This is a genomic window from Enterobacter sp. ECC-219 (genome assembly GCF_043966805.1).
Lineage (GTDB): Bacteria > Pseudomonadota > Gammaproteobacteria > Enterobacterales > Enterobacteriaceae > Enterobacter > Enterobacter cloacae_N.
Window position 1 is genome coordinate 4,375,216 of record NZ_CP143680.1, and the last position, 13,744, is coordinate 4,388,959.

Annotated in this window: 11 protein-coding genes; 6 read left to right on the forward strand and 5 right to left on the reverse strand. The window is 59.5% G+C overall.

Translation table 11 applies throughout. The annotated features are described in order from the left end of the window. Positions 1-124: 124 nt before the first annotated feature. Together ppk1 and ppx are read left to right on the forward strand one after the other, a co-directional pair. The gene (gene ppk1 / locus V1603_RS20840) at positions 125-2,185 is read left to right on the forward strand and encodes a polyphosphate kinase 1 (RefSeq protein ID WP_163330562.1); all 2,061 of its coding nucleotides are present in this window, start codon (positions 125-127) and stop codon (positions 2,183-2,185) included. A 3-nt stretch (positions 2,186-2,188) separates the two neighbouring features. Then, positions 2,189-3,727, forward strand: coding sequence for an exopolyphosphatase (gene ppx, locus V1603_RS20845; protein ID WP_395313208.1), 1,539 nt, complete (start codon positions 2,189-2,191; stop codon positions 3,725-3,727). 4 nt (positions 3,728-3,731) lie between these two features. Here ppx and V1603_RS20850 read toward each other — a convergent pair whose 3' ends face one another. Next, complete coding sequence (locus V1603_RS20850; RefSeq protein WP_395313209.1) at positions 3,732-5,972, reverse strand: EAL domain-containing protein; 2,241 nt, start codon at positions 5,970-5,972, stop codon at positions 3,732-3,734. 371 nt (positions 5,973-6,343) lie between these two features. On the opposite strand from V1603_RS20850, the gene V1603_RS20855 reads away from it, so the two are divergent. Beyond that, entirely contained in the window at positions 6,344-6,514 is a 171-nt protein-coding gene (locus tag V1603_RS20855; protein ID WP_162874990.1) for a YfgG family protein, read from the forward strand. Here the strand turns inward: V1603_RS20855 and V1603_RS20860 are convergent. Further along, on the reverse strand, positions 6,511-7,401 hold the full coding sequence (locus V1603_RS20860; RefSeq protein ID WP_166711954.1) for a LysR family transcriptional regulator: 891 nt from the start codon (positions 7,399-7,401) through the stop codon (positions 6,511-6,513). The two genes, V1603_RS20855 and V1603_RS20860, sit on opposite strands and share 4 nt — an antisense overlap. A gap of 97 nt (positions 7,402-7,498) precedes the next feature. Here V1603_RS20860 and V1603_RS20865 point away from each other — a divergent pair, with 97 nt between their 5' ends. The 3 genes from V1603_RS20865 to V1603_RS20875 are packed head-to-tail and all read left to right on the forward strand — an operon-like array spanning position 7,499 to position 10,002. Next, on the forward strand, positions 7,499-8,728 hold the full coding sequence (locus V1603_RS20865) for an MFS transporter (RefSeq protein ID WP_395313210.1): 1,230 nt from the start codon (positions 7,499-7,501) through the stop codon (positions 8,726-8,728). A gap of 51 nt (positions 8,729-8,779) precedes the next feature. Then, positions 8,780-9,247, forward strand: a complete 468-nt coding sequence (locus V1603_RS20870) for a DUF6130 family protein (protein WP_116343203.1) — start codon at positions 8,780-8,782, stop codon at positions 9,245-9,247. An 11-nt stretch (positions 9,248-9,258) separates the two neighbouring features. Continuing rightward, positions 9,259-10,002, forward strand: coding sequence for an alpha/beta fold hydrolase (locus V1603_RS20875; protein ID WP_395313211.1), 744 nt, complete (start codon positions 9,259-9,261; stop codon positions 10,000-10,002). Between the two features lie 89 nt (positions 10,003-10,091). Here the strand turns inward: V1603_RS20875 and iolB are convergent, their stop codons facing one another. From iolB to iolC, 3 genes are read right to left on the reverse strand one after another with little or no spacing between them, the layout of a single operon-like run. Further along, on the reverse strand, positions 10,092-10,916 hold the full coding sequence (iolB, locus tag V1603_RS20880; RefSeq protein ID WP_395313212.1) for a 5-deoxy-glucuronate isomerase: 825 nt from the start codon (positions 10,914-10,916) through the stop codon (positions 10,092-10,094). A gap of 9 nt (positions 10,917-10,925) precedes the next feature. Further along, positions 10,926-11,816 carry a myo-inosose-2 dehydratase gene (gene iolE, locus V1603_RS20885; RefSeq protein ID WP_395313213.1) on the reverse strand — a complete coding sequence of 297 codons (891 nt, stop codon included), beginning with the start codon at positions 11,814-11,816 and terminating at the stop codon, positions 10,926-10,928. Between the two features lie 11 nt (positions 11,817-11,827). Continuing rightward, positions 11,828-13,732, reverse strand: a complete 1,905-nt coding sequence (gene iolC, locus V1603_RS20890; RefSeq protein WP_395313214.1) for a 5-dehydro-2-deoxygluconokinase — start codon at positions 13,730-13,732, stop codon at positions 11,828-11,830. Between the last annotated feature and the right edge of the window lie 12 nt (positions 13,733-13,744).

A 13,744-nucleotide genomic window follows, 5' to 3' on the forward strand; every position in this document is an offset into this window, starting at 1 on the left:
CCCCAACAAAAAAAATAACTGTCATACTTTTCTGGCACTGTTGGACATATCGTGGAAATGCTCGCCATAATAAGGACGAGACGGATTTACCACGTCCTGTGATTGAACTGGAGTGTGAGCTGTAATGGGTCAGGAAAAGTTATATATCGAGAAAGAGCTAAGCTGGTTAGCATTTAACGAACGTGTACTCCAGGAAGCGGCAGACAAAAGTAACCCGCTGATCGAACGCATGCGTTTTTTAGGCATTTATTCCAACAACCTGGATGAGTTCTACAAGGTTCGCTTTGCCGAGCTGAAAAGACGGATCATCATCAGCGAAGAACAGGGCTTAAACTCGCACTCGCGGCATCTGCTGGGCAAAATCCAGTCCCGCGTGTTGAAAGCCGATCAGGAATTTGACGGCCTGTATAACGAACTGCTGCTGGAGATGGCGCGCAATCAAATCTTCCTGATTAACGAACGTCAGCTTTCCGTTAACCAACAAAGCTGGCTGCGTCACTACTTTAAACACTACCTGCGCCAGCACATTACCCCGATTCTCATCAACCGCGAAACCGACCTGGTGCAGTTCCTCAAGGATGACTATACCTACCTGGCGGTGGAAATTATTCGCGGTGAATCCATCCGTTACGCCCTGCTGGAGATCCCGTCCGATAAGGTTCCGCGCTTTGTGAACCTGCCGCCGGAGACCCCGCGCAGACGCAAGCCGATGATCCTGCTGGACAACATCCTGCGCTACTGTCTGGACGACATCTTCAAAGGCTTCTTCGATTACGATGCCTTAAACGCCTACTCGATGAAGATGACCCGTGACGCCGAATATGACCTGGTGCACGAGATGGAAGCCAGCCTGATGGAGCTAATGTCCTCCAGCCTGAAACAGCGCCTGACGGCCGAGCCGGTGCGCTTTGTCTATCAGCGCGATATGCCGGACGCCATGGTGGAGATGCTGCGCGAGAAACTGACCATTTCGCGCTATGACTCCATCGTGCCGGGTGGCCGTTACCACAATTTTAAAGACTTTATTGGCTTCCCGAACGTCGGCAAAGCCAATCTGGTGAACAAGCCGCTGCCGCGACTGCGCCATCTGTGGTTCGATAAGTTCCGCAACGGGTTCGACGCCATTCGCGAGCGCGACGTGCTGCTCTACTATCCGTATCACACGTTTGAGCACGTGCTGGAGCTGCTGCGTCAGGCCTCCTTCGACCCGAGCGTGCTGGCGATCAAAATCAACATCTACCGCGTGGCAAAAGATTCCCGCATCATCGACGCGATGATCCACGCGGCGCACAACGGCAAAAAAGTGACCGTGGTGGTTGAGCTACAGGCGCGCTTCGACGAAGAGGCAAACATTCACTGGGCGCGCCGTCTGACGGAAGCCGGTGTGCACGTCATCTTCTCCGCGCCGGGGCTGAAAATTCACGCCAAGCTGTTCCTGATTTCGCGCAAAGAGGGCGACGACGTGGTGCGTTATGCCCACATCGGCACCGGGAACTTTAACGAAAAAACCGCACGGATTTACACCGACTACTCGCTGCTGACCGCCGATGCCCGCATCACTAACGAGGTGCGCCGGGTCTTTAACTTTATCGAAAACCCGTACCGCCCGGTAAGCTTCGATTATCTGCTGGTCTCCCCGCAGAACTCGCGCCGCCTGCTGTACGATATGATAGATAAAGAGATCGCCAATGCCCAGAAAGGCTTGTCGTCCGGCATCACGCTGAAGCTTAACAACCTGGTCGACAAAGGACTGGTGGACAGGCTGTACGCAGCGTCCAGCTCCGGTGTGCCGGTTAACCTGCTGATCCGCGGCATGTGCTCGCTTATCCCCGAACTGGAAGGCATTAGCGACAATATTCGCGTTATCAGCATCGTTGACCGCTACCTGGAGCACGATCGGGTCTATATTTTCGATAATGCTGGCGATAAACAGGTCTATCTCTCTTCGGCAGACTGGATGACGCGCAATATTGACTATCGAATTGAAGTCGCAACCCCGCTGCTGGATCCGCGTCTGAAACAGCGTATCCTCGACATTATCGAGATCCTGTTCAGCGATACGGTAAAAGCGCGCTATATCGACAAAGAACTCAGTAACCGCTACGTACCGCGCGGCAATCGCCGTAAAGTGCGGTCACAGCTGGCGATTTACGACTATATCAAATCACTCGAGCAACCCGATTAACCTATGCCGATAAATGATAAGACCCCACGCCCGCAGGAATTCGCCGCGGTCGATCTTGGCTCTAACAGTTTTCACATGGTCATTGCCCGTGAGGTGGATGGCGCGCTGCAGATCATCGGTCGTCTGAAGCAGCGCGTACACCTGGCGGATGGGCTTGATGAGCGCAGCATGCTCAGCGAAGAGGCGATGGAGCGCGGCCTGAACTGCCTGTCGCTGTTTGCTGAACGCCTGCAGGGCTTCTCGCCCTCCAGCGTGTGCATCGTGGGCACCCACACTCTGCGCCAGGCGCTGAACGCGCCGGAGTTCCTCAAGCGGGCCGAAAAAGTGATCCCCTACCCGATTGAGATCATCTCCGGTAACGAGGAAGCGCGTCTGATTTTCATGGGCGTTGAACACACCCAGCCGGAAAAAGGCCGCAAGCTGGTGATCGACATCGGCGGTGGCTCAACGGAGCTTGTGATCGGCGAAGATTTTGAGCCTCGCCTGGTGGAGAGCCGCCGTATGGGCTGCGTCAGCTTCGCGCAGATGTATTTCCCGGGCGGCACCATCACCCGCGAGAACTTCCAGCGGGCGAAAATGGCTGCGATCCAGAAGCTGGAAAACCTGGCCTGGCAGTACCGCATTCAGGGCTGGAACGTGGCGCTGGGCGCGTCGGGCACCATCAAGGCGGCGCATGAGGTGCTGCTGGCGATGGGTGAAAAAGACGGCTTTATCACGCCTGAACGCCTGACCCTGCTGACTGAAGAGGTGCTGAAGCATAAAAGTTTTGACGCCCTAAGCCTGCCGGGGCTTTCCGACGAGCGTAAGGCAGTCTTCGTGCCGGGTCTGGCTATTCTCTGCGGCGTATTTGACGCGCTGGCAATTAAAGAGCTGCGCCTCTCCGACGGCGCGCTGCGTGAGGGGGTGCTGTATGAGATGGAAGGCCGCTTCCGCCATCAGGATATTCGCAGCCGCACCGCCCAGAGCCTGGCCAACCAGTACAACATCGACCGCGAGCAGGCGAAGCGCGTGCTGGAAACCACGGTGCAGATGTACGAACAGTGGCAGGAGCAGAACCCCAAGCTCGCGCACCCGCAGCTTGCCGCTCTGCTGAAATGGGCCGCGATGCTGCACGAAGTGGGGCTGAACATCAACCACAGCGGGATGCACCGCCACTCGGCCTATATTCTGCAAAACAGCGATCTGCCCGGCTTCAACCAGGAGCAGCAAACCATGATGGCAACCCTGGTGCGCTATCACCGCAAAGCCATCAAGCTCGACGATCTGCCGCGCTTCACGCTGTTTAAGAAAAAGCAGTTCCTGCCGTTAATTCAGCTTCTGCGTCTGGGCGTGCTGCTGAATAATCAGCGGCAGGCGACCACCACGCCGCCGACGCTGAAGCTGAAAACCGACGATCACCACTGGACGCTGAGCTTCCCGCACGACTGGTTTAGCCAGAACGCGCTGGTCCTGCTGGACCTGGAAAAAGAGCAGCAGTACTGGGAATCGGTCACCGGCTGGATGCTCAAAATCGAGGAAGAGAGCGCCGACGTCGCCGCGTAACGGCTCAGGCGTCCGCGGTGGACGCCTCTGCTTCCAGCAGTGACTCAAGCGGTGCCGGTCTGCCAATCAGATAGCCCTGCACATAATCGATACCTAGCGCGTGAACCGCGCTACGTATCTCTTCGGTCTCGACATATTCCGCCACCACCAGCATCTTCTTCATACGCGCCAGATGGCAGATAGACGCCACAATCTGGTAATCCAGACTGTTGTTGACGATATTGCGGATGAAGTCGCCGTCTATTTTGAGAATGTCCGCATCCACGCTTTTCAGCCGCGCGTAGCTCGCATACCCGGTGCCGAAATCATCAATCGCAATGCGCACCCCCATTTTCTGCAGTTGCCGGAGAATGTGGAGCCCCTGCTCCGCGTTGCAGAAGGTGCTGCACTCCGTGACTTCAAAGATCAGCTGCCACGGCTCAATGGCATATTTCACCAGCAGGCGGCTCACCTCAAGCGGGAACTGCACCCGACACACCGTTGAAGGGGCCAGATTAATGGCAAAGCGCTGGCCGGGCAGCCGTTCGCGATGCGCGGCAAGGAAGCGCAGCGTATGCTCCAGCACCCACAAATCCACCCGCGAAGAGAGGCCAAACTCCTGGGCTATCGGCAGAAATTGTTCAGGGGAGATCAACAGTCCGTTTACGTCTGTCATCCGCAGCAGGACCTCGTGATAGCTATCGCCACGCAGGCCGCGCACGGGCTGAACGAGCAGCGTGAATGCGTTGTTATCCAGCGCACGCTGCAGGCGACTCATCACCGCGACTTTATCCTTCAGGCTGCGCTGCATATGCACGGCTCCGCGCTGCTGAAGATTTTCCGGGTGGTTAGAGGAGAGCGACAGATCGGCAACCACGCCCAGCTCACCCAGCACCAGATAGAGGTGGTTAACCGGCGAACGCACATAGCAGTAGCTCACGCCCACCTGCGGCTGCAGCGGCATGCCGTCCCAGACAAAGCGAAACTGCTTGATGTGCTCGTCCAGGGTTTCAATCCGCTGCTGGTGCGATTCGGCGTTAAGGCGAACCGCCATGTCACAGCCCGTCAGGTGATAGACCTGCTCATTGGGCTGGAGCGTGCCGTTAATCCATTGCGCCAGCTGCTGTTTGTACTGAATACGCAGTAACACGCCATAGTTACGGCCCAGGATTTCCAGCTCCGGAACGCGGAGTAAACAGAGCGCCGACCACGGTTTTTTCGCCAGAGCGCGGGAGAGCGCCCGCAGGTTAGGCATATGCAGGACCGGGTCGAGCAGCGCCAGCCTGCGGGCGCGTTTGTTCACCGCCCGCTGCCGGGTCGCCAGCATCGACATGTAAATCACCACAAACGAGAAGACCAGATAGCTGGAAGAGGTGATCGCCAGTTGAATGTCGTACCCCTGGTTCACAGGAATATAGCGGTAAAAATAGTGAATAGAGACGAGCAGGATCGGGATCCAGATAATCGAAATCAGCTTATAGCCAAAACGCATCGCGCCCCAGAGCATCACCGGCATCAGCAGCGACAGGGTGTAGTTAGTGGTGAAAATCGAACTGTTTTCATTCATCGGGAGCAGCAGCAGCGAAAGCAGCCCGCCAAGCGCAATGGCCCAAATCAGAAACTCAGCGAGCGTCACCTTTTTGTCTATCTGGGTACGGATCTGCGAGACGAGGCTTTTGAGATAGCGCGGATGACGAATCAGGCGGATCAGCAGATAACTTAACGGCACGCCCGTCAGGCCGCTGACCAGCAAGGCCTGATAGTTGATCAGCGTGCGAATATTGAGGGGGTTAAGCCCCGCCAGGCTCTGGCGGCTCTCATATACGCCCAGATACACCGCAAACTGGAACAGCACCAGAAACAGCGTCGCGGGACAGAAGGCCTGCCAGAAGATGCGCTGCGCCATCAGCCGTACGTCGCCGTACGCCGTCATATTGCGTCTGGGCGCAAACACCCGGTAGCCGCCCCAGCTCAGCACTAAAGGGACAATAAAATGGAGCACGCCGGCGACGGTTTCAAACATCCCGACCGACGGGTAATAGCGGATAAACAGCGACAACACGATCCCGGGAAGAGCTCCAGGACCAAAAAACATCATCAGCGAAAGCAAAAACGAGAGCGGTAAATAATAAAGTGCCACTATCCCGTCACCCAGCTGCGTGAACGTATTCGCCACGCTCAGTACGGGAAGTAAAACCACCGGTAAAATAAGCGGCAATGCCCACCAGCGGTGTTTATTGTTTTTCAGGAAAGCGAAAATGTTCATAGATGCCCGGTTAAACCCCTTTTTCTCCAGAGGGAAAATAAAGACAGGCATCCAACCTGACCTGGCGCCGCCCGGCTACATGCAGGGCGAACGGTATGGAGGAGGGATTTTAAATATCAGGGCCGGGAATCCGTTGACATAAATCAAACTATTTTACGCAAATAAGCCTTGCATAGCGTTTTTTTGAAATAATTTTCTTCATGTTATCAATATGGTAAATGCAATTATTAATTTCAATAACAATAATTAATGTATACGTTGACGGTTATTTACACATGACGGAATTGACCCTCTCTTTCCGCTGTGCCTTAATATCCCCGTCGCCCAAAAGGGCATGCCCAGGAAAAAAGAGAGTGAGTCAGGCCACGCGTATGCGCAAACGACACCGTTTTAACACCCGAATGACCCGCATCATACTGCTCATCAGCTTTCTGTTTTTCTTTGGCCGCTTCGTTTACTCTTCCATCGGCGCCTGGTATCACCATCAGGACAAAACCCAGTCACAGCAGTCCAGCCTGAACGTCGACGCCGCTGACCGCTAGCCCGCCGCAGTGTCTTGCACCAGCCGAATAATCCCGGCAATCCCTTTGCTGAGGATCTTATCCTGCCGCATCACGATGGCCAGCTGCCGCTGCAGCATGGGCGTGAGTGACATGACGCAGAGCCCTTCACGGTCAGCGTCATGCTCAACCGCCATTCGCGGAACGATACTGTAGCCCAGCCCCACGCGAACCATACGCTTAATCGCCTCAATGCTGCCAAGCTGCATCACCGGCGCGATCGCTAACCCATTGGCCGCAAACCAGCCATCAATCAGCGCCCGCGTACTGCTGCCTGACTCAAAGACAATCAGCGGCTGAGCATGGAGCGCCTGTGGGGTTAATTCCCGGAAAGCGTCCTGCTGCTCCCGCGCCGCGATAAAAACAAACTCCTCGTCCATCACCGGCATAACGTCCAGCGCTCTGCCGCTCACCGGCAGCGTCACCAGCCCCATATCAAGACGGTTCTCTTCGATGGCCCTGACGATATCGAGGGTGTTGCCCGTTGTTACGCCCACCCGCAGGAGCGGATAGTCGCGGCGCAGCTGCTCCAGCAGGGGTGGCAGAAGATGGATGCAGGCCGTCGCCCCCGTGCCAAGGGTAATGGTCCCGCTGACATCGTGGCTGAACGCGCTCACGGACAGGAGGGTTTCGTCCACGACCTGCTGAATGCGCTCCCCGTGCGCCAGCAATGCCTCTCCGGCCGCCGTGGCCTTAATGCCCCGCCCGGTACGCTCCACCAGCCGCGTTTGCAGAAACTGCTCCAGCTGGCGTATTTGCAGGCTGACCGCGGGCTGGGAAATGCCCAGCAGATCCGCCGCCGCCGAAAAGCTGCCGCGCTGGATCGCCAGGCGGAACGTCGCGAGATAGCCGAGGTTAAGCGTCGTCATTCAAAGTTTCTCTTATACAGCGCATAAGGTTGCAGGCCTGCCAGCACAATACCGCGCTCGCTATGCTCAGGACAACTGCATAACGGAATGAAAAACAATGGAAACACCTGCCCTGCCTCGTCGCCTTGCCCTCACTGCCGGATGTCATCAACTCCTCAACTGGGGGATCTCATTTTATATGCCCGGCACCTTTGCGCGGGCGATTTCAGCCGATCGGGGTTGGTCAGCACCGCAGATTTACCTCGGCCTGACGCTGGCGATGCTGGTGATGGCGGCGGTCTCCCCTTACGTCGCCCGTCTGCTGGCACGTTTTGGCGGACAGAGGGTGGTGATGGGCGGAACGCTGCTGATTGCTGCAAGCTGCGCCGGTATGGCGTATACCCGGACGCTGTCTGGCTGGTACTGCGCCTGGCTACTGTGCGGCCTCGGGATGCGCCTGTCGCTGTATGACGCACTGTTCGCCGCGCTGGTTAACCTGTACGGCCAGCAGGCACGCGGGACCATCTCACGTATTACGCTGATGGGCGGGCTGGCGTCCGCCGTCTTCTGGCCGCTGGGAGAGGCTTTACTCAATGTGATGGCATGGCAGGACGCGCTGAAGGTCTACGCCCTGTCCGGATTACTGAGCGCCCTGCTTCTTCGCCACTTCCCGCGTCAGCGCTTTGCGGTGAAGCCAAAAGCGAGCGCGCCGGTCTCGCCCCAAGACAGGCGTAACGGCTGGCTGTATGCGACCTTTATTGCGCTCATTACCTTTGTCTCAAGCGGGACCTCTACCCACCTCCCCGAGTTTATCGCCAGCTTCGGCCTGCCGGTCGCGGTCGGCATGCTGTGGGGGATCGGCCAGACGGGCGCGCGCTTTATGGAGGTGCTGGCGGGAGCACGCTTAACCCCTTTAAAACTTACGCTTTTTACTGCCATTGCCATGCCGCTTTGTTTTCTCATCGGGCTGAGCAGCACCCTGTTTGTCTGGGGTGCCGCCGGATTTGTGCTGGGCTATGGCGCAATTAACGGGCTGGTAACCATTGTCAAAGCGACCCTGCCGCTGGAGCTGTTCAGCGCGGAACGTTACGCCAGCCGGACAGGCATGCTTCTCATCCCGGGGCAGCTGATGGCCGCAGCTTCTCCGTTTGCCTTTGCATGGCTGAATAAAACGCTGGGGATCGCGGGTGCAATGTGGGTTTCAATGGGGCTGACGCTGGTAATTGCCGGGCTGGCGATAGCTATTGTGCGCCGTCCCGGGAGGCAAAGTGTATCGCACTGTATCCAGAACCCTGCGCTGACAAACGGGTACAAAACGCCGCCTCCGGCAAATATCTCCGATACATAAAAATGGTTTTCTTTCCCTGTCGCCATTCAGAACCGATGAGGAGAGAAACCGATGATCCGCCGTTATGCACTTATCCCCCTGCTTTTCCTGGCATCTGTAGCCCATGCCCGGGCCACACCGCTGGACAACCTGAGCGCCGCGGACGTTAACGGCCCCGCCGCCGTTGCGCCGCTGGCGCAGCCGCAGCCGCCCGCCAGGCTGATCGTCGATCCCCCGCTCGCTGGCCCGCTGAGCAAAGGCGCGGTGTTTATTCAGTACCGGGCCGAAAACCTGCGCATCGAACCGGTGTTCGGCCCCGAGGCGCTCAAGGTAACCCCGCGTATCGGACACATTCACGTGGTGGTGGACGGCGCGCCGTGGCACTGGGCTGACGCCAGCGGCGAGCCGGTGATCCTGGTGGGACTGCCCGCCGGCAAGCACAAGGTAACGATTATCCTGGCCGACCCGACGCACAAGCCGCTCGATCACAAAACCATTGAATTCACCGTTCCGCCCCACGCGGCGGTCCACCATTTTTAAGGAGTCTGAAGATGAAAGCACTGTCTGTAGTGACGGCGGGCCTGCTGGCCTTTTCCGCCAGCGCCTTTGCACAAAGTAAAACCAGCGTTGTGCTGGTGCACGGCGCGTTTGCCGACGGCAGCAGCTGGAATAAGGTGATCGCCCTGCTGCAGAAGCAGCACGATGAGGTGATTGCCGTCCAGCTCCCGCTCACCTCTCTCAGGGACGACGTTGCGGCCACAAAACGGGCCATCTCCCGGGCGCAAGGCGACGTGGTGCTGGTGGGCCACTCCTGGGGCGGCACTGTGATTAGCGAGGCGGGCAACGATGCGCGGGTGAAATCGCTGGTGTATGTAGCGGCATTCGCGCCGGATTCCGGCCAGTCGACGGCAGATCTGGCAGGAAGCTACCCTGAACCGCCGGGCAGCGCGGGCATCACCAAAACGGCAGACGGCTATTTATACCTGCCGACAGGAGCCGTCAGGAAGGACTTCGCGCCGGATGTGAAGCCAGAAGAACAAAACGCTATCGCGGCCACGCAGGGGCCAATTAAGGCCGATGCGTTTGGTGAAAAGGTCACCCACGCGGCGTGGCATGATAAACCGAGCTGGTTTGTGGTCAGCAAGAATGACCGAATGATCAACCCGGAGCTTGAGCGCGCCATGGCGAAGACGATCCGCGCGAAAACCACCGAGGTGGCGGCGAGCCACGTGTCGATGGTAAGCCAGCCGGAGGCTATCGCCCGGACGATTGAGCAGGCGAGGCGGATGCACTGAGGACAATTCGCCCGGCGGCGCTACGCTTGCACGGGCCTACGATTTCGTAGGTCGGGTAAGCGCAGCGCCACCCGACAAAAAAGGCCGTCTCAGCCCCCGCCATCCGCGGGATAATCATGATTAATCCACGCGTGGTCCTTTTCCCACGTAAACATCCATTTGCGCACCGGGCCGGCCATCACATTAAGGTAGTAACTGTCATACCCGGCCATCGTCGCCACCGGGTGATAGCCCTTCGGCACCATCACCACGTCGCGATTGTAGACCGCCATACACTCATCCAGCGTTCTGTCGTCGGTGTAGACCCGCTGCATGCAGAACCCCTGCTCCGGATTGAGGCGATGGTAGTAGGTCTCCTCCAGATATGTCTCCTGAGGCGGGTTATCCGTGTCGTGCTTGTGGCTCGGGTACGAGCTGGTGCAGCCCTCGTTAGTCCATACCTCCACCACCAGCAGGCTGTCAGCCGGTTTGTCTTCCGGCAGAATGTTGTGCACGTAGCGCTGGTTGTGGCCCTTGCCGCGCGCCTCGGCGTCGATGTCCTGCGGGGCTATCAGCCGCGTCGGATACGAGCCCTTGCCCGGCGCGGCGCAGACCGCCAGCTCCAGCTTCGTCAGCGCCTTCACCTGCACCGTCTCCCGCGGGGCGACGTACACCGCCCACGGCTTGATGCGCTCGAAGGGGCTCATCCGCTCGCCGATGTCGTTAAACTGCGCGGAAGGGGTGCTGATGGAGGCCCGTCCGGCGACCAGCACCAGACAGCGCTCTTCGCTGACGGCGGGCAGCGTCAGCGTCTGCCCCTCCTGCAGCTCATACGCCTCAAACCCGACGTAGCCCCACCCCGCGCTTTCCGGCGTAACGGACTGGGTTCGCCCCTCCGTGTTCGGCTGTTGCCAGCGTGATAACAGACGTGACATGTCCCCTCCTCAAATCAGTCCGGCGTCGCGCGCCAGGCGGCTCAGGTTGTTGTACCCCAGACGGGCGTAGGTCAGCGGATGGGCAATCGCCGGATCCTGCTCCGCCTCGACCACCAGCCAGCCGTGATAATCCTGCGCCTTCAGCAGCCGCATAATCGGCGGGTAATCGACGCAGCCGTCGCCCGGCACGGTAAACACGCCGCTCAGCACCGCATCGAGGAAGCTGGTTTTGCGGTTTTTGACGTCCGCCAGCACGTCGGCGCGCACGTCTTTGCAGTGAACGTGGTTGATGCGCGACGCCCAGCGCTGCGCTACCGCCAGCGGATCGGCCCCGGCAAAGGTCAGGTGGCCGGTATCCAGCAGCAGTCCAACCTCGTCGCCGGTGTGGGCCATCAGGTTGTCAACATCCTCGGCGGACTCAATCACCGTGCCCATATGGTGATGGTAGGCAATCTGCACCCCCTGCTGCTGGGTGTAGCGGGCAAATTCGGTGAGCTTCTCGCCGTACTCCTTCCAGCGCTCCTGTGGGAAGCGCGGGCGCAGATGCACCGGCGTCTGCTGCTCGCCGTGAATGCAGCCGCTCACCTCCGCAAAGACCAGCACCTTTGCCCCCAGCTCACGCAGCAGCGTCAGGTGGGACTGCACGGCGGCAATCTCCTCCCCCACGCTGCGCTCCAGCAGGCGGCCGGAGTACCAGCCGGAGACCAGCTTCAGGTCGTGGCGCTGCAAAATCGGGCCAAGCAGGCGCGCTTCGCGCGGGAATTTGTTGCCCAGCTCGAAGCCGGCAAAACCGGCCTCTTTTCCTTCGCTCAGGCAGGTCTCCAGCGACGTCTCGGCGCCGAGAGAAGGCAGATCGTCGTTCGTCCACGTCAGCGGGTTAATGCCTAATTGCACACTCATTGTCGTCTCCATTATGCGTGTCCGCGCTCGCGCCACCAGGCGATAAGCTGCAGGTAGTTGTCCCGAATGCGCGCCACCAGCTGCGCATCGTCAATATCGTGCTTCAGCCACGCGCGGGACGCATCGCCAAACAGCGTGCGCCCCACGGCGAAGCCTTTTACCAGCGGCTGCCCCGCTGCGGCTTTGAAGCCGGCGCGCAGCTGTTCTGCCGGGGCGTCCAGGCCGAGGATCACCACCCCGCGGCAGTGCGGGTCCCGGCGGTCGATAATCTCGCCGAGCGCCGTCCAGCCGTCGGCGGAAAGCGGCGGCAGCTTCCACCAGTCCGGGTAGATGCCCAGGTTGTAGAAGCGGGAGATGGCGCGCAGGTAGAGCTCGTCGCTGCGCGGCATGGTCGCAGGCAGGATCACCTCCAGCAGCAGCTCGTGCCCGGACCGGCAGCAGGCGTGGTACACCTCGGCAATTTTCTGCTCCTGCTCCAGGCGCAGGCCGTGGGCATCTTCCGGATGGAAGAAGACCAGACACTTCACCACGTGCTCCTGCGGCCAGCTGATAAGCTGGGTGCCGATGTTGCCGTGCTCCATCTCCAGCGGCCGGGAGCCCGGCAGCTCAATGGGGCGACCAATCCACCACCCTTCCCCGGTGATCGCGTTCAGCGCGTCCTGACCAAAGGTGCCGTCGCACAGCAAGCCCGCTTTGCCCTCCAGCCCGGCGCGGCTCGCCGCCTCGCGGCTGGCCTGCAGGATCAGCTGCTTCAGTGCCGGAATGCGCTTAAGCGACGCGCCGCACTGCATCGCCATATCCTCAAGCTGGCTGCGGTGATCGAAGGCCATCACGCACAGCTCCGGCCATTCGCCGCGGCGGGTGGTCACCCGGTGGAGATGGTTAAGACGCGGGTCGAGATCCGGGCGCGGCACGTTCGCGGCGCGGGAAAGATAGTCATCCAGCTCGATTTTGCTCGGCATGGCCGGGGCGCAGCCGTGGCGCGAGACCACCAGCGCGCCGCAGGCGTTGGCGTAGCGGCACGCCTGCTCCCAGCCCTCGTCGTTCAGGTAGCCGCGCAGCAGGCCGGACATAAACGCGTCCCCCGCGCCGAGGACGTTCAACACCTCCACGCGCACGCCGGTGACCGTCAGGCCGTCGTCCAGCCGGGGCGGAATGGCGTCGGTATAGACCGAGCAGCCGAGCGCGCCGCGTTTGCAGACCAGCGCTGCGTCACTGACGGCGCGCACCTGCCCCAGCGCCTGCAGGGTATCCGTGCTGCCGCCCGCAATGTGAAACTCCTCTTCGGTGCCGACAATGACGTCGAAGAGGTGCAGCACCTCCTGCAGCTCGCGGGTGACCTTATCGGCGGCGATAAAGCGCGTTTCGCCGTCGCCTAAGGAGGTGAGCCCCCACAGCACCGGACGGTAGTCGATGTCCAGTACCGTGCGCACGCCGTGACGGCGGGCATAGCCCAGCGCCGTCAGCACAGCCTCGCGGGTCTGAGGATGAGAAAGGTGGGTCCCGGTGATGGCAAGACAACGAGCGGAGGCAATGTAGCTTTCGTCCACATCGCTGGCGGTAATCGCCATATCCGCGCAGTTATCGCGATAAAAAATTAAGGGAAAGGTGTCCCGGTCTTTAATACCGAGTAGCACCAGCGCCGTAAGGCGTTGTTTATCTGTAATCAGATGGCTGGTATCGCAGCCCACCTGGTTGAGCTCTTCGCGTAGGAAGCGGCCCATATGTTCATCGCCGACGCGCGCCAGCATCGACGAGCGTAAACCCTGACGCGCGGTGCCGTACGCCACGTTACCCGATGACCCGCCGAGATATTTGGCGAAGCTCGACGCGTCCTCCAGACGGGCACCAATCTGCTGGCTGTAGAGGTCTACCGCCACGCGGCCCATGCATATCACATCAAACTGCTTTTCCACGTTGATACCTCA